Consider the following 19,221-nt stretch of genomic DNA (forward strand, 5'->3'; position numbering starts at 1 on the left):
GCGTCGGGCTGATGGAGATGCTGGCGCTGGCCTATCCCATCTGCCGCCGGCTGCTGGGCGAGGAGTTTTTTGAAGCACTGGCGCGCGAATACGTGCGCGCCACACCGTCCTGCAGCGGCAACCTGCATCACTACGGCGCCGCGCTGGCCGACTTCATCGCCGGCTTCGCCCCCTGCGCCGAACTGCCCTACCTGCCGGACGTGGCGCGGCTGGAATGGGCGCTGCACCACGGCTACTACGCACCGGATGCGCCCTGCTTCGAACTGGCGGCGCTGGCGGCCATGCCGCAGCCGCAGTGGGGTGCGCTGCGCTTTGCCCCGCACCCGGCCTGCCGCGTGCTGGATACGCGCTGGCCGCTGGCCGCCATCCACCGCTGGCACCAGCCGGGCGGCGAGCACACCGTGGTGGACATGCAGCAGCCACAACCGCTGCTGCTGTACCGCGACCAGATTGGCCGCATGCAGCTGCTCGTGCTGGACGCCGCCGGCTGCCGCTTCGCCGGCCTGCTGCTGGCCGGGGAAACCCTGGCGGCGGCCACCGACGCGGCGCTGACGCTGGATGCCGGCTTCGACCTGCAGGCGGCACTGCTGCGCCTGCTGCAACACGGCTGCCTGTCGGCCCTGAAGGAGTAATCATGCTGCAAACCATCGTGCACTGCGGCCAACGTGCCGCCACCGTGCTGGAGCGCTGGCTGCTGCCGCTGGCGCTGCTGGCCCTGCGCCTGTACCTGGCGCAGGTGTTCATCGCCTCCGGGCTGACCAAGCTGGCGGACTGGGACACCACCGTGCTGCTGTTCAGCGAGGAATACCACGTGCCGCTGCTGCCGCCGGCGCTGGCGGCGCTGCTGGGCACCGCCGGCGAGCTGCTGCTGCCGCCGCTGTTGCTGCTCGGCCTGTGCGGCCGCTTCGCCGCGCTGGGGCTGACGGTGCTCAACCTGATGGCGGTGATCAGCTACTGGCACGGGCTGGATGCGCGCGCGCTGGAATTCCACCTGGTATGGGGGCTGATGCTGGCGCTGCTGCTGGCCGCCGGCCCGGGGCGGCTGGCGCTGGATCCACTAGTCAAACGGCGGTTTGGATGAGGCGGTACCGGCAAGCGCGGCGCGTGGCATAATCGACGGCAATCCTTATCCAACCGTACTGATTGTCCATGAGCGCCAGCCACACTCTCGTCCTGCAAGCCCCCCATCTCGACCCCACCCGCGTTACCGAGCTGTCCATCCTGGCCGGTGCGGCCAACGTGCCCGCCATCCACGCCGGCGTTGCCCGCGTGACCGGCTGCAACCCGGCGCGGCGCGAGGTGGTGCTGGCGCGCGCCGAGGCGCTGGGGGTGGATGCCAACTTCGTCGACGACGAGCGCCGCTTCGCCGACTTCGGCCTGCTGGTGTCGGACATGGATTCCACGCTGATCACCATCGAGTGCATCGACGAGATCGCCGACATGCAGGGCCTCAAGCCGCAGGTGGCGGCCATCACCGAGCGCTCGATGCGCGGCGAGCTGGACTTCACCCAGTCGCTGTGCGAACGCGTGGCGCTGCTGGCCGGGCTGCCGGAGGCGGCGCTGGCGCAGGTGTACGAACAGCGCCTGCAGCTGATGCCGGGCGCGCAGGCACTGCTGGCCGCCTGCCGCGAGCACGGCGTGAAGTTCATGCTGGTGTCCGGCGGCTTCACCTACTTTACCGAGCGGCTGCAAGCCGAGCTGAATCTCGACTATACCTACGCCAACCAGCTGGAAATCGTGGACGGCAAGCTCACCGGCCGCGTACTGGGCGACATCGTGGACGGCGAAGCCAAGCGCCGGCTGCTGATCGCCAAGCGCGAGCAACTGGGTCTGCGAGCCGACCAGGTCATCGCCGTGGGCGACGGCGCCAACGATCTCGCCATGCTGGCCGAAGCCGGTGTCGGCGTGGCCGCCCACGCCAAGCCGGTGGTGCGTGCCCAGGCCGGCTACCGCCTCAACGTCAGCGGCCTGGACGCCATTCGCAACCTGTTCCTGTAAGCGGCCACCCCGTGATCCTGCCCCAGCTCGATACCGCCAGCTTCGATGCCCAGCTGCCGCTGCTCATCCGCCAGGCCGATGCGCAGGAAAGCGCGCGCGCGCTGCTGGAAACCCGGCTGGCGCTGGCCATCCTGGCAGCGCCGGGCGATGCCGGCGACGGCTCGGCGCAACTGCAGCGGCTGGAAGCCAAGCTCGACCTGTCGCTGGAGCTGGCGCTGCGCGCCCGCACGCAGCCGGGCGGCCAGCTGTGCCCCTGCCGCATCGGGCTGGACAGCATGGCCTGGCAGCAGGCACAGCCGCTGCCGCTGGGCAGCCAGTGGCTGCTGAGCCTGCAGACCGGGCTGGATTCCGCGCTGACGCTGCACCTGCCGATCTGCATCCGCCAGTGCGAGCAGCACGCCGACGGCTGGTTGCTGCGCGCCGACTGGAGCGGCGCACTCCCCGAGGCAGTACAGCAGAACTGGGAGCGCTGGGTGTTCCGCGGCCACCGGCAACAGGTGGGCAAGCGTCGATGAGCCAAGCCCCCGCCGCACCGCTGGATCGCCGCGAATCGCGCCTGCGCTGGATGGACAGCCTGCTCACCGCGCTGTTTTTGCTGCTGCTGTGGTGGCTGGTGGCGGAAATCCTCTACGAGCGCGCCGGCAGCCTGAGCCAGCGCGTGGAGCTGCGCCAGCAGAGCTGGCTGCAGCAGGCCAGCCGCGCGGTGGATGCGCGGCTGGAGACGCTGCAACGGGAAATGCAGCTGTTCGGCCAGGTGGATGCCGGCCTGGCGCAGCAGGCGGTGAGCCTGCATCCGCTGGAAAACGGCCAGCTGTGGCTGCTGCAGCACGAACAACTGAGCCAGCCGCTGGGGCCGCGGCAACCGCTGCCGGCCAGCGCCCGCGACAATATGCTGCAGCTGCTGGCGCAGCGCCCGGCCAACGGCAAGATGCTGTTGCTGCCGGCCGCCTCGGCGGCCAACCCGGACCGCCTGCAGGTGAGCATGGTGGTATGCGACGAGCACGCCGCCGACTGCGACCGCGCCATCAGCGGCTTCATCACCCTGACCGCGCTGCTGGACCCGGAACTGCTGCTGTCGCGGCCGCACTTTGCACTGCGCGATACGCAGGGCAACCAGCTGGCCTCGTACCACGGCGATGAGAACGGCAGCAACCTGCTGCACACTCACAGTACCAGCAGCCAGCTGACCACCGTGCCGCTGCAGCTGTCGGTGCAGTTCAACCCGCGCGAAGAACTGCGCCCGTTCATGCTGTTTTCGCTGTTCCTGGTCGGCGGCGGCGCGCTGCTCAGCCTGCTGCTGATGCTGCTGATCGTGCGCGTCAACCGCAAGCTCGGTTACGCGGTGCGCCACAGCCGCGAAGTGACCCAGGCCACCCACCTGCTGACGCTGACCAACAACAGCCTGCGCGAGCGGCTGCAGGTGCTGGTGGACGAACAGCGCGACCAGCAGACGCTGATCGACACCGTGCAGGTGGGCGTGCTGATGCTGGACGCCGAGCAGCAGACCCTGCTCACTGCCAACGAGGCGGCGCTGCGCATGCTGGGCTTCAACCGCCAGGCGCTGTTCCGCCAGCTGCCGGAGCAGCTGTTCGCCGACGCCGCGCAGTACACCCAGCTGCAGGCACAGCTGAAAGAGCAGCAACTGGTGAGCGAGCGCGAGGTGGAGCTGGTGACGCGCAGCGGCGAGCGGCTGTGGGCGGTGCTGTCGATGCGGCCGCTGCTGTTCCGCGAGCGGCGCGCCATCGTGCTGAGCTTCGTCGACATCACCGAACGGCTGCTGCACGCGCAGCGGCTGGAGCAGGAAAAGCAGACCACCGAGCGCACGCTGGCGCAGCTGCAGTCCACCCAGCACGAGCTGTACCAGCGCGCCACCCGCGACGACCTGACCGGCATCGCCAACCGCCGCCACTTCCTCAGCAACGCCGGCAAGGCGCTGGAGCAGGCGCGGCGCGAACAGCAGCCGTTCGCGGTGGCGGTGCTGGACGTGGACCGCTTCAAGTCCATCAACGACCACTACGGCCACGCGGTGGGCGACAGCGTGCTGCGCCAGAGCGCCACCACCATCGCCGCGCTGCTGCCGGACGTGGCGCTGTTCGGCCGCCTGGGCGGCGAGGAGTTTGCCATCGCCCTGCCCGGCTTCAGCCTGCTGGAGGCGCACGCGCTGCTGGACCAGCTGCGCGACAGCCTGGCGGCGCAGCCGCAGCAGGTGGACGAGCACCTGCTGCTGGTGACCTTCTCCGCCGGCGTGGCCGAGCGCCAGCTGTGCGGCGACCTGCTGTCCAACCTGCTGAAGGAAGCCGACCACGCCATGTACCGCGCCAAGCGCAGCGGCCGCAACCGGGTGGAGAGCGCGCGCGGCGCCAATATCTAGCCGCCCGACGCGCAAAAGCACAAGGCCCGGCGTTGCCGGGCCTTGCTGTTGGCGATGCCTGCCGGCGGCTTACTGCGCCAGCGCGCTCAGCAGCTTGCCGTGGATGCCGCCGAAGCCGCCGTTGCTCATCACCAGCACCTGGTCGCCGTCGCGCGCCTCGGCCACGATGGCGGCCACCAGCGCGTCGATATCGTCGAAGCACTGCGCCTTGGCGCCCAGCGGCGCCAGCGCCTCGGCCACGCTCCAGCCCAGGTTGGCCGCACCATAACAGAACACCACGTCGCCGTCGGCCAGCGAGGCCGGCAGCGCCGCCTTCATGGTGCCCAGCTTCATGGTGTTGGAGCGCGGCTCCAGCACCGCCAGGATGCGCTGCTTGCGGCCAACCTTGTGGCGCAGGCCGGCGATGGTGGTGGTGATGGCGGTGGGATGGTGGGCGAAGTCGTCGTACACGGTGACGCCGCGCACGCTGCCCTTCACTTCCATGCGCCGCTTCACGCTCTTGAAGCGCGACAGCGCCTCGATGGCCAGCTGCGGCGTCACGCCGACATGGCGCGCGGCGGCAATCGCCGCCACCGCGTTCAGCCGGTTGTGCTCGCCCGGCACCTCCCACTGCACGCGGCCCAGCGTCTCGCCGTGCAGCAGCACGTCGAAACTGCCGTCGGCATCCGCCGCGCCAGCCTGCCAGCCCTCGGCAGTGCCGAAGCGCTCCAGCGGGCTCCAGCAGCCGCGCTCCAGCACGCGGTCCAGGCTGGGCTCGCGGCCGTTGCTGACGATCAGGCCGTTACCCGGCACGGTGCGCACCAGGTGGTGGAACTGGGTCTCGATCGCCGCCAGATCGGCAAAGATGTCGGCGTGGTCGAATTCCAGGTTGTTCAGCACCGCGGTGCGCGGGTGGTAGTGCACGAACTTGCTGCGCTTGTCGAAGAAGGCGGTGTCGTACTCGTCGGCCTCGATCACGAAGAACGGGCTCACGCTCGCCGCATCCTGGCGCGGCGCGCCCGGCAGCCGTGCGGAGATGCCGAAGTTCTCGGGGATGCCGCCGATCAGGAAGCCCGGCTCCAGGCCGGCATCCTGCAGGATCCACGCCAGCATCGAGCTGGTGGTGGTCTTGCCGTGGGTACCGGCCACCGCCAGCACCCATTTGTCGTGCAGCACGTTCTCGGCCAGCCACTGCGGGCCGGAAATATACGCCAGGCCGCGGTTCATGATCTCTTCCATCAGCGGCTTGCCGCGGGTCACCACGTTGCCGATCACGAACACGTCGGCGCCGATGTCCGCCTGTTCGGCGCCGAAGCCCTGCAGCAGCTCGATGCCCATGGCTTCCAGCTGGGTGCTCATCGGCGGGTAGACGTTGGCGTCGCAGCCGGTCACCTTGTGACCCGCCGCCTTGGCGATGGCGGCGATGCCGCCCATGAAGGTGCCGCAGATGCCGAGAATGTGGATATGCATGATGGTGGAGCGCAAAAATCGGGAAAGCGGCAAGCATACCGCAAAGCAGCAAGGTTGGCCGCATGCGGCCAACCTTGCCTCAGAAGAACAGCCAGCCCAGCAGCAGGAACAGCGGCAGCAGGATAAGCGCCGACCACAGCAGGTAGCCGAAGAAGCCGGGCATGGCGATGCCGCGCTGTTCGGCAATCGCCTTCACCATGAAGTTGGGGGCGTTGCCGATATAGCTCAGCGCGCCCATGAACACCGCGCCCATGGAAATGGCCAGCAGCGTCTGTGCCTGCGGCCCCATCAGCTGCGCCGCGTCGCCGGAGGCCAGGTTGAAGAACACCAGGTAGGTGGGCGCGTTGTCGAGGAAGGCCGACAGGATGCCGGTCAGCCAGAAGTAGCTGCCGTTGACCGGCGCGCCGTCGCTGCCGGTCACCAGTTGCACCAGCGGCGCCAGCTGCCCGGCCGTGCCGACCTGCAGGATGGCGATCACCGGCGCGATGGTGATGAAGATGCCGGCGAACAGCTTGGCCACTTCCAGCATCGGCGCCCAGTTGAAATCGTTGCCGGCGCGCACCTGGCGCGGGGTGATCTTCAGCGACACGGCGGCGATCAGCAGCAGCAGCGCGTCGCGCAGCAGGTTCTGCAGCGCCAGCGGCGTGCCCAGGATGTCGAAACTGATGCCCGGCTGCCAGAAGCCGGACAGCAGCACCGCGACTATCACCGCCAGCAGCAGCGGCACATTGCGCAGCCCGTACAGCTTGATGCCGGCATCGGCGCGCGCCGGCGGCGGCACGCCCTCCTGGCGGAAGTAGTAGCGGTCCAGCGCGTAGAACAGCGCCAGCAGCACGCTCACCAGCAGCAGCACCGGCAGCGCCATCGCCTTGAGCGTCCAGAAAAAATCCACGCCCTTCAGGAAGCCGAGGAACAGCGGCGGGTCGCCCAGCGGCGTCAGCCCGCCTCCGATATTGGCCACCAGGAAGATGAAGAACACCACCACGTGCACCTTGTGGCGGCGCTGCTCGTTGGCCTTCAGCAGCGGGCGGATCAGCAGCATGGCGGCACCGGTGGTGCCCATGATGGACGCCAGCAGCGTGCCCAGCGCCAGCAGGCCGGTGTTCAGCGCCGGCGAGGCGCGCAGATGGCCCCACACCAGGATGCCGCCGGACACGGTGTACAGCGCCAGCAGCAGCACCACGAAGGGAATGAACTCGGCCAGCAGCGCATGCACTAGCAGCGCGGCGGAGGCTCCGGCACCGAAGCTGAAGCTGAACGGCAGCAGGAACAGCGCGGTCCACAGCGCGGTGATCTTGCCGAAATGGTGGTGCCAGAAGCCCGGTGCAAACATCGGGAACAGCGCGATGGACAGCAGGATGCCGGCAAACGGCAGCCCCCAGCCGAGGCTGAGGCTGGCGCCGTCCAGCGTGGCGGCCTGCGCCAGTGCCGGCATGGCCAGCAGCGCCAGGCAGCTTAGCAGTCGGTGCATGGATTCTCCTTGTGGTCACGGCAGCCGGCCGCGCCGGTCATGCCATGTTGATGATGGCATGCCGTGCCGGCCGGCGGGCAAAACTTATCCGAGGCTGGCGCGCGCCGAAAATTCCCCTCCCACCGGCAAAATATTTTTCACCAAAACAAAACCCCGGCGTTGCCGGGGTGTGCGGGCTTGCGGCCAACCTTGGCCGCAGCACGGCAGCGCTTAGCGGCTGCCCTTCTGGATGAACTCGATCTTGTAGCCGTCCGGGTCCTCGACAAAGGCGATCACCGTGCTGCCGTGCTTCATCGGCCCGGCCTCGCGCACCACCTTGCCGCCCTTGGCGCGCACCGCGTCACAGGCGGCGTAGGCGTCGTCCACTTCCACCGCCAGGTGGCCGAAGGCGTTGCCCAGCTCGTAGCTGGCGGTGTCCCAGTTGTGGGTCAGCTCGATCACGCTGTTGCTGGCTTCGTCGCCGTAGCCGACAAAGGCCAGCGTGAAGCGGCCGTCCGGGTAGTCGTGCTGGCGCAGCAGCTGCATGCCCAGCACTTCGGTGTAAAACGCCAGCGAACGCTCGAGGTTGCCGACACGGATCATGGTATGCAGCAGGCGCATGGGGTTCTCCGCGAAAAGGTTGGCCGCAGGTGGCGGCGGTGCAGTCAGAGCAGGCAGATGGGGCCGGATCGGCGACAGGCAAGTCGCCGCGGCGGAACAGTTTGTTCAGCCGTGGCGGAACAGCAGCTCGCCGTGCTGCTTCAGCCACTGCCGCGCCCCCTGCCAGCCGGGGTACAGCCGCTCCACCTCGGCCCAGAACACCTTGGAATGGTTCATGTGCAAGAGGTGCGCCAGCTCGTGCGCGATCACGTAGTCGAGTATCGCAGGCGGCGCCTGCACCAGCCGCCAGTTGAGGCGGATCACCCCGCGGCCGGAGCAGCTGCCCCAGCGGCTGCGTGCGCTGGACAGCGCCCAGCCGGACAAGGGCCGCGCCGCGCGTGGCAGCCACAGCTGCAACCGCTCGGCAAAACGTTTTTTGGCTTCGCGCTGCAGCCAGGCCAGCAACGCCGCCTGGCGCCGCGCCGGCAATTCCAGCTGCGGGCCGGCCAGGTGCAGCGCACCGCCCTCCACCCGCGCGCTGATGCGCTGCGCGGCGTGGCAATGCAGTTGCAGGTTTTCGCCGGCATACAGCACCAGGTCCGGGCTGGCCGCCTGCTGCTGCGAGGCTTCACGGTGGCGCGCAAGATGGCCGGCGATCCAGTCGCGCTTTTGCGCCAGCACTTCCTGCAGATAGGCCAGCGACACGCCAGGCGGCGCGATCACCTCCACCTCGCCGTGCTGCACGCGGATGCCGACGCTCTGGCGCTGGCGCCGCGTCAGGCGTACCGCCACCGCGCCGTCAGGCAGCGTGAGTGTGAGCGCGCCGGGCCTTGCGTTCATCGGGATGGGCAAACGGGCCGACGCCGCCGATCTCGCGCTGCTGCGCTTCGATCCAGTCCTCGGCGGCGCGGGTCATGGCTTCGGGGCCGGCGTAGTCCTGCGGCCGGATGGCCGGGCCGATCACCACGGTGATCTCGCCCGGATGCTTGAGGAAGGCGTTGCGCGGCCAGAATTCGCCGGCATTGTGCGCCACCGGCACCAGCGGCATGTCCAGCTGCCGCGACATGCGCGCCGCCCCCAGCTTGTACTTGCCGCGCAAGCCCGGGCGCACGCGGGTGCCTTCTGGGAACACGCTGATCCAGAAGCCGTGCTGCTTGCGGTTCAAGCCCTGCGCCAGCATGCGGTTGTTGGCGCGGCTGCGGTCGGAGCGGTTGATGGTGATCGGATTCATCAGCCCCAGGCCCCAGCCGAAGAACGGAATCCACAGCAGCTCCTGCTTGGCGACGAAGATCTGCGACGGGAAGATCTTCTGCAGCGCCAGCGTCTCCCAGCCGGACTGGTGCTTGGCGCAGATGATGGCCGGCTCGGCGATGATGTTTTCCGCGCCGATCACGCGGTAGCGCAGGCCGACGATATGCCACAGCGCCCAGGTGAGCAGCTGCGCCCAGCTTTCGCCGAACACGTGGCGCTTGCGGCGCGGCAGCGGCGCCGCAAGCAGCAGCAGGATGAAAAAGATCGGCGTGGACACGGCGACCAGCAGCCAGTACAGCAGGTTACGGACGAGCAGCATGCGTATCAGTCTTCGAGATTGATCAGGTAGTCGGCGGCATCGAACAGGTCGTCGAACACCAGCGTGCCGTCCGGCAGGCCGCCTTTTTCCAGCGTGCGCAGACCCTTGCCGCTGCGCACCAGGATGGGTTGCCCGCCGACCGCGGCCACCGCCTGCAGGTCGCGCAGGCTGTCGCCGATCAGCGGCAGGCCTTCGCCGCGCACGTTGAAGCGCTGCATGATCTCTTCCACCATGCCCGGCTCCGGCTTGCGGCAACGGCAGTTGTCGTCGGCCAGGTGCGGGCAGAACACCACCGCATCGATGCGGCCGCCGGCCATGTTCACCAGCCGGTGCATCTTCTCGTGCATGCTGTTGAGCGCGTGCATGTCGAACAGGCCGCGGCCGATGCCGGACTGGTTGGTGGCCACCACCACATGCCAGCCGGCCTGGGTGAGGTTGGCGATGGCGTCGCAGCTGCGCGGCAGCGGCTGCCATTCCATGGTGTTCTTGACGAAGTCGTCGCGATCTTCGTTGATCACGCCGTCACGGTCGAGGATGACGAGTTTCATGCTTCCCTTTGGCCTGCACGGCAGGCGATAAGCGGGTCATTCAGCCGGCCTGCGCCGGGCGGCGCACGGCCGCGACAGCCTGCGCTGCCTGGCCGCGCCCGCTGCGGCAGCTTACTCCGCCAGCAGCGAAATATCCGCCACGCGGTTGAACAGTGCAGCCAGGCTCGCCAGCAGCGCGATGCGGTTGCCGCGCACTGCCAGGTCGTCGGCCATCACCATCACGCCGTCGAAGAAGGCATCCACCGGCGCACGCAGCGAAGCCAGCTGGGTCAGTGCGCCGGCGAAGTCGTGGGCGGCGAACTTGGCGTCTACTGCCGGTGCCAGTGCCTGCACCGCGTCGAACAGCGCGCGCTCGGCATCCTCGGCGAACAGCGCCGGGTTGACGGCGGCGATGTCGCCGTCGGCCTTCTTCAGGATGTTTTTCACCCGCTTGTTGGCCGCGGCCAACGTTGCCGCCTCCGGCAGCGCCTTGAACTGCGCCACCGCGGCCAGCACCGCCGGCACCTCGTTCAGCACGCTCGGCGCCTGTGCCAGCACGGCGTCGATCTCGTCGGACTTGTAGTCGGCGGCCAGGTAGTTCTTCAGCCGCTCCAGGCAGAAGGCATGCACCTCGTCCACCACCGTGGCGGACAGCAGGCCGGCCGGGAAGGCGGCGGCGGTGGCGCTCAGCAGTGCTTTCAGGTCCAGCGGCGCTTCCAGCACCATGCGCAGCACGCCCAGTGCGGCGCGGCGCAGCGCGAACGGATCCTTGTCGCCGGTCGGAATCAGGCCGATGCCCCAGATACCGACGATGGTTTCCAGCTTGTCGGCCAGCGCCACGGCGGTGGCGATGGCGCCCTGCGGCAGGCTGTCACCGGCAAAGCGCGGGTGGTAGTGGCCTTCGATGGCGTCGGCCACCACCTCGTCCTCGCCATCCAGGCGCGCGTAGTAGCGGCCCATGATGCCCTGCAGTTCCGGGAACTCGCCCACCATGTCGGTGACCAGATCGGCCTTGGCGAGATAGGCGGCGCGGCCGGCCAGCGAGCTGTCGGCGCCCAGTTTGCCGGCGATGGCGGCGGCAATGCTGGACAGGCGGGTGATGCGTTCCAGCTGGTTGCCGATCTTGTTGTGGTACACCACGTGCTCGAGGCGCGGCAGGCGGCTGTCCAGGCGCTGCTTCTGATCCTGCTCGTAGAAGAACTTGGCATCGGACAGCCGTGCGCGCAGCACGCGCTCGTTGCCGCCGATGATGTAGCGCGGGTCGGCGGTTTCCAGGTTGGACACCAGCAGGAAGCGGTTGATCAGCTTGCCCTCGGCGTCCAGCAGCGGGAAGTATTTCTGGTTCTGCTGCATGGTCAGGATCAGGCATTCCTGCGGCACGTCGAGGAATTCGGCCTCGAAGCCGGCCTCCAGCACCACCGGCCATTCCACCAGCGCGGTCACTTCATCGAACAGCGCCTCCGGCGCGGCGATGGTGGCGCCCAGGCGGGCGGCGGCCTCGGCCAGCTTGTGGCCGATCAGCTCGCGGCGGGCGCTGAAGCTGGCAATCACCTTGCCCTGTTCCGCCAGGGTGCGGGCGTAGCCATCGGCGTTGGCGATAACCACGTCATCGCTGGACAGGAAGCGGTGGCCGCGGGTGAGGTTGCGGCTGTTGAGACCCAGCACCTCGCCGTCGATCAGCGCGTCGCCATGCAGCATTACCAGGCCGTGCACCGGACGCACGAACTGCACGTCCAGATCGCCCCAACGCATCAGCTTGGGCGCCGGCAGCTTTTTCAGCGCGGTGGCGACGATGCCGGACAGCACCGCGGCCAGGCTCTCGCCGGCCTTGGTGGATTCGTAGGCAAATACCTCCTGCTTGCCATCGTGGGCGGTGGTGAGCTGGCTCACCTCCACGCCGCAGGAACGGGCGAAGCCGGCCAGTGCCGGCGACGGCTGGCCGTCCTTCATGCCGGCGGCCACCGCCGGGCCGCGGCGCACGATGTGCTGGTCCGGCTGGATGCCGGCCACGGCCGGGATCTGCACCGCCAGGCGGCGCGGGCTGGCGTAAACGTTGGCCGCAACGTCGGCGGCCACGAACTGCAGTTTTTTCAGTTCGTCGCTAATGGTATCGGCAAAGCTGGCTGCCAGTTTTTCCAGTGCCTTGGGCGGCAGTTCTTCGGTCAGCAGTTCAATCAGCAGGGTCGCGGTTTGGGTCATGATCATTCAATTTTCAGGCGAGGAGCGTCGGGCGCCAGGCGGCAGACAATCTGCAGCATGGTGTCGGCGATGGAGCCGGTTTCCACCGGAACGAAGGTCCAGTTGAAACGCTGCAGCGGAAACATCTGGGTGTAGACATGCTTGCCCTTGGCCGTCCAGAAGGAGGTGTTCACAAAGGCATACTGCCGGTTCTGGCAGTCGGCGCGGCCTTCGAGGCGGCGCACCTGGTAGCTGATACCCAGCGCGGTTTCCTGTTTCTTGTCGGCAAAACGCTCCTGGTTGACGAAACGGACAAGCCCTTCGTTCACATTGGCAATGGCGTCCAGTTCCAGCGACAGCTCCAGCGCCTCGCTGGACTGGTAGACCTCGAACTTGCCTTGCTGCGCCGGTGGCTGCACCTGATGCTGTAGATACCAGGTCAGCGCCGCCAGCGTCAGCAGAATGACGAAGATGGTTGCCCACGTCTTCATGCAATCAGGCTTTCTTGCACATCGGGAAGCCCAGCGCTTCGCGGGCGTTGTAGTACGCCTGCGCCACGCCGCGCGCCAGGTTGCGGATGCGGCCGATGTAGGCGGCGCGCTCGGTGACCGAGATGGCGCCGTGGGCATCCAGCAGGTTGAAGGTGTGGCCGGCCTTGAGGATCAGCTCGTAGCACGGCAGCGGCAGGCCGGCTTCCAGCATGCGCTTGGCTTCGCCTTCGAACTGCTCGAACTGCTTGAACAGCAGCTCGACATTGCTTTCCTCGAACGCGTACTTGGACTGCTCGTACTCGTTCTGGAAGAACACGTCGCGGTAGGTCACCGCCGTGCCGTCCGGCAGGTAGGTCCACACCAGGTCGTACACGTTCTCGATGTCCTGCAGGTACATCGCCAGGCGTTCCAGACCGTAGGTGATCTCGCCCAGCACCGGCTTGCAATCCAGACCGCCCACCTGCTGGAAGTAGGTGAACTGCGTCACTTCCATGCCGTTGAGCCACACTTCCCAGCCCAGGCCCCAGGCACCCAGCGTCGGGTTTTCCCAGTCGTCTTCCACGAAGCGGATATCGTGCACGCGCGGGTCGATGCCCAGCTCCTGCAGCGAGCCCAGGTACAGTTCCTGGATGTTCGGCGGCGACGGCTTCAGCACCACCTGGAACTGGTGATGCTGGAACAGGCGGTTGGGGTTCTCGCCGTAGCGGCCGTCTTTCGGGCGGCGGCTGGGCTGCACATAGGCGGCGTGCCACGGCTCCGGGCCGAGCGCGCGCAGGAAGGTTGCGGTATGCGAGGTGCCTGCGCCCACTTCGGTATCGTACGGCTGGAGCAAGGCGCAGCCCTGACGGTTCCAGTAGTGCTGCAGGGTAAGGATGATTTCCTGAAAAGTGAGCATGGGGCAAACGGAATGGATTGAGAAACAAAGACCGATTCTAACCGTTTACGCCAGACCGGGAAAACCGTTTGCAGTTGGCCGCCTGCGCATGGCGGCGCCCCGCCGCTGTGCTGACATTTAAGACACAGCCGGCAGAACTTCTTGCCATGCCCAAGGCATGGCGTTACCACCGGCCGGCGCAGCGTGCTAAAGTGCTGCGCTTCTGGTAGAAGTTGGCCACCGATGAATCCGACCCAGACCATCCTTGTCGTCGATGACGCCGAGATCAATCTGCACCTGCTGCAAGGACTGCTGCAGCCGGATTATCGCGTGCTGACCGCCGACAACGGCGCCGACGCCTTGCAGCTGGCCCTGGAGCAGCAGCCCGACCTGGTGCTGCTGGACGTGATCCTGCCGGGCATGGACGGCTACGCCGTGCTGCAGCGGCTGCAGGCCGACCCGCGCACCAAGCATATCCCGGTGATCTTCGTCACCGCGCTCAGCAGCGCCGAAGACGAGGCGCGTGGCCTGGAGTTCGGCGCCGTCGACTACATCACCAAGCCGCTCAACCCCATCATCGTCAAGGCGCGGGTCGCCACCCACCTGAAGCTGGAACGCCAGCGCCGCATGCTGGAAGCGCTGGCCAATATCGACGGCCTGACCGAGCTGCCCAACCGCCGCCAGCTGGACAAAGTCTTCGTCACCGAGTGGGACCACGCCGTGCGCAGCGGCAGCGACCTGTCGGTTGCCGTCATCGATGTCGACTGCTTCAAACAGTACAACGACCTGTGCGGCCATGCCCGCGGCGACTGGGTACTGCGCCAGGTGGCGCGCACCATTTCCGCCAGCCTGCTGCGCAGCACCGACTTCGCCGCCCGCTACGGCGGCGAGGAGTTTGTGGTGCTGCTGCCGGCCACCCCGGCCGATGGCGCCTGGCTGCTGATGGACACTCTGCGCCGCAATATCGAGCGCCTGGCCATCCCGCATCCCGGTTCCGATGTCTCCGATTTCGTCACCCTCAGCGTCGGCGTGGCCGGCTCCCGCCCGCTGCCGCAGCAACAGTCGGCGCTGCTGCTGCAGAAAGCCGACCAGCGGCTGTATCACGCCAAGCGCAGCGGTCGCAACTGTGTGGTGGGCGATGGCCTGCACAGCAGCTTCAACAGCAGCGCGGTGTTCAGCCCGGACCTGCCGCTGGACTTCCCCGGCCTGTAAGCCGGCAGCAAACAGAAAAGCCCGCGTGTGCGGGCTTTTGTTATTTGCGGCCAACGTTGGCCGCAACAGCGCTTACTGCCAGTCGAGGATCACCTTGCCGCTCTGGCCGGACAGCATGGCGGCGAAGCCGGCCTCGAAATCGTCGACCTTGAAGTGGTGGGTGATGATCGGGTTGATATCCAGCCCGGACTGGATCAGCGCCACCATCTTGTACCAGGTCTCGAACATCTCGCGGCCGTAGATGCCCTTGATTTCCAGCCCCTTGAAGATCACCTGGTTCCAGTCGATGGCGGTGTTGGCCGGCGGGATGCCCAGCAGCGCCAGCTTGCCGCCGTGGTTCATCACTTCCAGCATCTGGCGGAAGGCCTGCGGGTTGCCGGACATTTCCAGCCCCACGTCGAAGCCCTCGGTCATGTGCAGCTCCTGCATCACCGCCTTCAGATCCTGCTTGGCCACGTTCACCGCGCGGGTGGCGCCCATTTTCTGCGCCAGCTCCAGCCGGTAGTCGTTGACGTCGGTGATCACCACGTGGCGCGCGCCGACATGCTTGGCAATCGCCACCGCCATGATGCCGATCGGGCCGGCGCCGGTGATCAGCACGTCCTCGCCCACCAGGTTGAACGACAGCGCGGTGTGCACCGCATTGCCGAACGGGTCGAAGATGGACGCCAGATCGTCGGAGATGTCGTCCGGAATCGGGAAGGCGTTGAAGGCCGGAATCACCAGGTATTCGGCGAACGAGCCTTCGCGGTTGACGCCCACGCCGGTGGTGTTGCGGCACAGGTGGCGGCGGCCGGCACGGCAGTTGCGGCAGTGGCCGCAGGTGATGTGGCCTTCGCCGGACACGCGCTGGCCGATCGTGAAGCCCTGCACTTCCGAGCCCATGCCGGCCACCACGCCGACGTACTCGTGGCCGACATGCATCGGCACCGGGATGGTCTTCTGCGCCCAGTCGTCCCAGTTCCAGATATGGATGTCGGTACCGCAGATGGCGGTCTTGCGGATCTTGATCAGCAGATCGTTGTGGCCGACTTCCGGCATCGCCACATCGGTCATGGACAGGCCGGGAGCGGCCTGCAGTTTGGCAAGTGCTTTCATGGTTTTCCCTTTGTTTACCACGGCAACCCACGGCGGAACGTGCTCCGGGCCGGCCCGCCATGCGGGCGCCCGGCCGGCGACCAAGCGCCGAGTATACGTCTGCCCGCCGGCGCCATCGCAGCCGGCGCCCACTTTCCGTGCACGCCGCTGTTGCCGCAGCAAGAAATCAGTGCGGTTAGATCACGCCCAGCTCGCGGCCAACCTTGATGAAGGCGGCCACGGTGCGTTCCACCTGCTCCAGCGTGTGGCCGGCGGACATCTGCGTGCGGATGCGCGCCTTGCCCTTGGGCACCACCGGGTAGGAGAAGCCGATCACGTACACGCCCTCGGCCAGCAGCGCCGCCGCCATTTCGCCGGCCAGGCGCGCATCGCCCAGCATCACCGGCACGATGGGGTGCTGGCCCGGCACCAGGGTGAAACCGGCGGCGCTCATGCCGTGGCGGAAAGCCTCGGCATTGCGCTTCAGGTTGGCACGCAGCGCGGCGCCCTCGGCGCTGCGCAGGATCTCCAGCACCTTCAGGCTGGCGGCGGCAATGGCCGGCGCCAGGGTATTGGAGAACAGATAGGGGCGCGAACGCTGGCGCAGCAGGTCGACAATCGGCTGGCGCGCGGCCACGTAGCCGCCGGAAGCGCCGCCCAGCGCCTTGCCCAGCGTGCCGGTGTAGATGTCGACGCGATCGCCGACACCGCACAACTCCGGCGTGCCGGCGCCGGTCTCGCCGATGAAGCCCACCGCATGCGAATCGTCCACCATCACCAGCGCGCTGTAGCGGTCGGCCAGGTCGCAGATGGCTTTCAGGTCGGCGATGATGCCGTCCATGGAAAACACGCCGTCGGTGACGATCAGCTTGAAGCGCGCACCGGCGGCCTCGGCCGCCTGCAGCTGCGCTTCCAGGTCGGCCATGTCGTTGTTCTGGTAACGGAAGCGCTTGGCCTTGCACAGCCGCACGCCGTCGATGATGGAGGCGTGGTTGAGCGCGTCGGAGATTACCGCATCCTCTTCGCCGAGCAGGGTTTCGAACACGCCACCGTTGGCGTCGAAACAGCTGGAGTACAGGATGGTGTCGTCGCTACCGAGGAAGGACGAAATCGCCGCCTCCAGGTCCTTGTGCACCTGCTGGGTGCCGCAGATGAAGCGCACCGACGCGCAGCCGTAGCCGTAGTCGTCCATGCCCTGTTTGGCGGCAGCGATCAGGCGCGCATCGTCGGCCAGGCCCAGGTAGTTGTTGGCACAGAAATTCAGCACATGCTGGCCGCCGGCCAGATCGATATCGGCCCGCTGCGGCGAGGCGATCACCCGCTCCGGCTTCTCGTAGCCTTCGGCGCGAATCTGCGCCAGCGTAGCCTGCAGGTGGGCAAGGTAGGTGTGGTTCATCCTGGTTTCCTTGAATGACGCCCCCCGCCGGATCGCAGCGGGCATGGCGATACTGTCACCATTGTAGACCCCGGCTTTTGCCACGTTCAGATACAGTTGCCGGCGATTTTGCGACCGCCGGTGTTACCGTGGTCTTACAGCATAGTTGCTGCATCGCAGTACCCAGACTCCAAATCTCTGCCCGCTCCCTACCTTATCGCACCAAATAAATATTGCCATTCAAGAAGCAGCTACGCCCCTAAAAAATACAATTTCCAGCAAAATTTTTATTTTTATGTCATTGATTTAACTAAGCAGTCAAAGTTTGCACCATGCACCAAGCAATACCAAAAAATTATATTTCTTGCCGTCGACATAACAATTGAATCAACATAATAAATACCACCCGAATAAATAAGATTTTATTTTAAATGCACCCAGTTATTATAAACCTCTGCAAGGGAGTAAATAAATGCGTAAGACCATGCTGGCAATGGCCATTAGCTGTGCCTATGTCCCGTTGGCCTTTGCCGATTTTTCCGGCAGCTATGCCCCCGGCAACTGGACCCTAACAAATAATTTGGGCGGGAATGGCAGTGTTAACACCATAAGCGCCCCCAGCTCTATCACCCTGACTGGTACGAGCAACAACCAATCGGGTGCCACAACCAACTACACGACCACCCTTGCTTGCAGCAAATGCAATATTTCATTCCATTGGGCATACAGCAGCACAGATCCGGCTACCGGATACGATGCCGGCAAGTACTTACTAAATGGCACAGCAACCATATTGTCCTCGCTCAACACTGGCGCATCTGGGACAGTCAGCCTTTCCAACATCAATGGGGGCAGTAGCTTTGGCTGGCAAATCTGGACACTTGACGGAGAGCTTGGCCCTGGGGTGCTGGTTATCACCAACTTCAGTATTAGCAACAGCCTGAGCGTCTACAGCTCTGCCAGTAGCAGTAATAACGCCCCGGCTTATGCGGCAGCTCAGGTTATTGATGGCAATAGCGAGCTGCAGGATCTGTTTGGCTCGCTGAGCAGCGACCAGCAAATCTCCGACGCCGCCAGCCAGACTCTGCCGCTGCTGACCGGTGGTAGCCTGCAGGCAGCCGGCAATGCGCTGTCCGGCATCAACGGCGTGATCCAGGGGCGCCAGCAGGGCATGTCCGCCGGCGATGGCTACTTCAGCGATAAATATGTATGGGTGAAACCATTCGGCTCCTGGGCCAAGCAACATGACCAGAACGGCGTTAGTGGCTTCAAGTCCCGCACCAGCGGCCTGGCCGTGGGTGCCGATGCCGCCGCCAGCAGCAAGCTGCGCCTGGGCGCCGCATTCGCCTACGCCAGGGCCGATGTGGACAGCAACTCCAGCAGCGCGCCACAGAATGCCAAGGTGGACGTATTCCAGCTGGTGGGCTATGGCAGCTATGCGCTGCCGCGCGACTTCGACCTGGACTTCCAGGCCGACGTTGGCCAGAACCGCAACCACGGCGAGCGCACCATCGCCTTCACCAATAGCGTGGCATCGTCCAAGTACAGCAGCGATACCACGCACGTCGGCGCCGGCCTCAGCCGCAGCTACCAACTGAACGAGAAGACCAGCCTCACCCCAGCCCTGCGCGCCGACTACACCTGGATCCGGGACAGTGCCTACCAGGAAAGCGGTGCCGGTCTGCTGAACCTGAACGTGGATAGCCGCGCCAGCGAACAGTTCGTGCTGGGGCTGGATGGCAGGCTCGATCGCAAGCTGAACGACAGCACCACGCTGAGCGCCAAGCTGGGCGTGGGCTACGACACCCTGGCCAAGCGCGACAGCATCACCGCCACGTTTGCCGGTGCCGCAGGCGCCGCGTTCACCACCTATGGCCTGGATCCGGATCCGTGGATCGCGCGCGCCAACCTGGGCGTAAGTCATCTCACCAAGAGCGGCACCGAAATCAGCCTGAGCTACGACTCCGAGCACCGCAAAGGTTTCAACAACCAGAGCGCATCGGTGAAAGCGCGCTGGGCGTTCTGAGCGCCGCTCGCAGCAAGACAAGC

General features: G+C 66.4%; 18 protein-coding genes. 7 read left to right on the forward strand and 11 right to left on the reverse strand.

The features are described 5' to 3' along the window. The 5 genes from ACFOLG_RS14230 to ACFOLG_RS14250 form a co-directional block, all read left to right on the forward strand. Positions 1-632 (forward strand): HvfC/BufC family peptide modification chaperone (locus ACFOLG_RS14230; RefSeq protein ID WP_386092975.1); only part of this gene is annotated, 632 nt, incomplete at its 5' end. Between the two features lie 2 nt (positions 633-634). Next, positions 635-1,081, forward strand: a complete 447-nt coding sequence (locus ACFOLG_RS14235; protein WP_386092977.1) for a DoxX family membrane protein — start codon at positions 635-637, stop codon at positions 1,079-1,081. Positions 1,082-1,149: 68 nt separating this feature from the next. Next, positions 1,150-1,998: a phosphoserine phosphatase SerB gene (gene serB / locus ACFOLG_RS14240; RefSeq protein ID WP_386092979.1), complete on the forward strand. Its 849-nt coding sequence runs from the start codon at positions 1,150-1,152 to the stop codon at positions 1,996-1,998. Between the two features lie 11 nt (positions 1,999-2,009). After that, a complete protein-coding gene (locus ACFOLG_RS14245; RefSeq protein ID WP_386092981.1) occupies positions 2,010-2,513 on the forward strand; it encodes a PilZ domain-containing protein in 504 nt (167 codons plus the stop codon). Then, a complete protein-coding gene (locus ACFOLG_RS14250; RefSeq protein ID WP_386092983.1) occupies positions 2,510-4,369 on the forward strand; it encodes a sensor domain-containing diguanylate cyclase in 1,860 nt (619 codons plus the stop codon). The genes ACFOLG_RS14245 and ACFOLG_RS14250 overlap by 4 nt, the downstream gene beginning before the upstream one ends. Before the next feature lie 69 nt (positions 4,370-4,438). Here ACFOLG_RS14250 and mpl read toward each other — a convergent pair whose 3' ends face one another. From mpl to glyQ, 9 genes are all read right to left on the reverse strand, one after another. After that, positions 4,439-5,821 (reverse strand): UDP-N-acetylmuramate:L-alanyl-gamma-D-glutamyl-meso-diaminopimelate ligase, encoded by a 1,383-nt coding sequence (gene mpl / locus ACFOLG_RS14255; RefSeq protein ID WP_386093261.1) that lies wholly within the window; start codon positions 5,819-5,821, stop codon positions 4,439-4,441. A gap of 76 nt (positions 5,822-5,897) precedes the next feature. After that, positions 5,898-7,289 carry a sodium:proton antiporter gene (locus ACFOLG_RS14260; protein ID WP_386092985.1) on the reverse strand — a complete coding sequence of 464 codons (1,392 nt, stop codon included), beginning with the start codon at positions 7,287-7,289 and terminating at the stop codon, positions 5,898-5,900. Positions 7,290-7,499: 210 nt separating this feature from the next. Continuing rightward, complete coding sequence (gloA, locus tag ACFOLG_RS14265) at positions 7,500-7,889, reverse strand: lactoylglutathione lyase (RefSeq protein ID WP_386092987.1); 390 nt, start codon at positions 7,887-7,889, stop codon at positions 7,500-7,502. A 105-nt stretch (positions 7,890-7,994) separates the two neighbouring features. Further along, positions 7,995-8,708: a M48 family metallopeptidase gene (locus ACFOLG_RS14270; protein ID WP_386092989.1), complete on the reverse strand. Its 714-nt coding sequence runs from the start codon at positions 8,706-8,708 to the stop codon at positions 7,995-7,997. After that, positions 8,668-9,438, reverse strand: a complete 771-nt coding sequence (locus ACFOLG_RS14275; protein WP_386092991.1) for a lysophospholipid acyltransferase family protein — start codon at positions 9,436-9,438, stop codon at positions 8,668-8,670. Before ACFOLG_RS14275 ends, ACFOLG_RS14270 begins: the two co-directional genes overlap by 41 nt. A 5-nt stretch (positions 9,439-9,443) precedes the next feature. Beyond that, positions 9,444-9,986 (reverse strand): D-glycero-beta-D-manno-heptose 1,7-bisphosphate 7-phosphatase, encoded by a 543-nt coding sequence (gmhB, locus tag ACFOLG_RS14280; RefSeq protein WP_386092993.1) that lies wholly within the window; start codon positions 9,984-9,986, stop codon positions 9,444-9,446. 111 nt (positions 9,987-10,097) lie between these two features. Further along, entirely contained in the window at positions 10,098-12,164 is a 2,067-nt protein-coding gene (glyS, locus tag ACFOLG_RS14285) for a glycine--tRNA ligase subunit beta (protein ID WP_386092995.1), read from the reverse strand. Between the two features lie 2 nt (positions 12,165-12,166). Next, on the reverse strand, positions 12,167-12,634 hold the full coding sequence (locus ACFOLG_RS14290; RefSeq protein ID WP_386092997.1) for a surface-adhesin E family protein: 468 nt from the start codon (positions 12,632-12,634) through the stop codon (positions 12,167-12,169). Positions 12,635-12,638: 4 nt separating this feature from the next. After that, positions 12,639-13,529, reverse strand: a complete 891-nt coding sequence (glyQ, locus tag ACFOLG_RS14295) for a glycine--tRNA ligase subunit alpha (protein ID WP_386092999.1) — start codon at positions 13,527-13,529, stop codon at positions 12,639-12,641. Between the two features lie 222 nt (positions 13,530-13,751). Here glyQ and ACFOLG_RS14300 point away from each other — a divergent pair, with 222 nt between their 5' ends. Further along, positions 13,752-14,720, forward strand: coding sequence for a diguanylate cyclase (locus ACFOLG_RS14300; protein ID WP_386093001.1), 969 nt, complete (start codon positions 13,752-13,754; stop codon positions 14,718-14,720). A gap of 72 nt (positions 14,721-14,792) precedes the next feature. Here the strand turns inward: ACFOLG_RS14300 and tdh are convergent, their stop codons facing one another. Together tdh and ACFOLG_RS14310 are read right to left on the reverse strand one after the other, a co-directional pair. Continuing rightward, a complete protein-coding gene (gene tdh, locus ACFOLG_RS14305) occupies positions 14,793-15,818 on the reverse strand; it encodes an L-threonine 3-dehydrogenase (RefSeq protein WP_386093003.1) in 1,026 nt (341 codons plus the stop codon). A gap of 175 nt (positions 15,819-15,993) precedes the next feature. Next, positions 15,994-17,193 carry a glycine C-acetyltransferase gene (locus ACFOLG_RS14310; RefSeq protein WP_386093005.1) on the reverse strand — a complete coding sequence of 400 codons (1,200 nt, stop codon included), beginning with the start codon at positions 17,191-17,193 and terminating at the stop codon, positions 15,994-15,996. Between the two features lie 883 nt (positions 17,194-18,076). Here ACFOLG_RS14310 and ACFOLG_RS14315 point away from each other — a divergent pair. Next, entirely contained in the window at positions 18,077-19,198 is a 1,122-nt protein-coding gene (locus ACFOLG_RS14315) for an autotransporter outer membrane beta-barrel domain-containing protein (protein WP_386093007.1), read from the forward strand. Positions 19,199-19,221: the final 23 nt, after the last annotated feature.

The organism is Vogesella facilis (genome assembly GCF_042648525.1).
GTDB lineage: Bacteria > Pseudomonadota > Gammaproteobacteria > Burkholderiales > Chromobacteriaceae > Vogesella > Vogesella facilis.

What these genes read in the sequence shown, in the direction of transcription:
- ACFOLG_RS14260 (WP_386092985.1), bottom strand. Translation starts at nt 7,289, where the DNA reads ATGCACCGACTGCTAAGCTGCCTGGCGCTGCTGGCCATGCCGGCACTG.
- ACFOLG_RS14310 (WP_386093005.1), bottom strand. Translation starts at nt 17,193, where the DNA reads ATGAACCACACCTACCTTGCCCACCTGCAGGCTACGCTGGCGCAGATT.
- glyQ (WP_386092999.1), bottom strand. Translation starts at nt 13,529, where the DNA reads ATGCTCACTTTTCAGGAAATCATCCTTACCCTGCAGCACTACTGGAAC.
- ACFOLG_RS14275 (WP_386092991.1), bottom strand. Translation starts at nt 9,438, where the DNA reads ATGCTGCTCGTCCGTAACCTGCTGTACTGGCTGCTGGTCGCCGTGTCC.
- tdh (WP_386093003.1), bottom strand. Translation starts at nt 15,818, where the DNA reads ATGAAAGCACTTGCCAAACTGCAGGCCGCTCCCGGCCTGTCCATGACC.
- ACFOLG_RS14235 (WP_386092977.1), top strand. Translation starts at nt 635, where the DNA reads ATGCTGCAAACCATCGTGCACTGCGGCCAACGTGCCGCCACCGTGCTG.
- ACFOLG_RS14290 (WP_386092997.1), bottom strand. Translation starts at nt 12,634, where the DNA reads ATGAAGACGTGGGCAACCATCTTCGTCATTCTGCTGACGCTGGCGGCG.
- glyS (WP_386092995.1), bottom strand. Translation starts at nt 12,164, where the DNA reads ATGACCCAAACCGCGACCCTGCTGATTGAACTGCTGACCGAAGAACTG.
- gloA (WP_386092987.1), bottom strand. Translation starts at nt 7,889, where the DNA reads ATGCGCCTGCTGCATACCATGATCCGTGTCGGCAACCTCGAGCGTTCG.
- ACFOLG_RS14250 (WP_386092983.1), top strand. Translation starts at nt 2,510, where the DNA reads ATGAGCCAAGCCCCCGCCGCACCGCTGGATCGCCGCGAATCGCGCCTG.
- ACFOLG_RS14270 (WP_386092989.1), bottom strand. Translation starts at nt 8,708, where the DNA reads ATGAACGCAAGGCCCGGCGCGCTCACACTCACGCTGCCTGACGGCGCG.
- ACFOLG_RS14300 (WP_386093001.1), top strand. Translation starts at nt 13,752, where the DNA reads ATGAATCCGACCCAGACCATCCTTGTCGTCGATGACGCCGAGATCAAT.
- gmhB (WP_386092993.1), bottom strand. Translation starts at nt 9,986, where the DNA reads ATGAAACTCGTCATCCTCGACCGTGACGGCGTGATCAACGAAGATCGC.
- serB (WP_386092979.1), top strand. Translation starts at nt 1,150, where the DNA reads ATGAGCGCCAGCCACACTCTCGTCCTGCAAGCCCCCCATCTCGACCCC.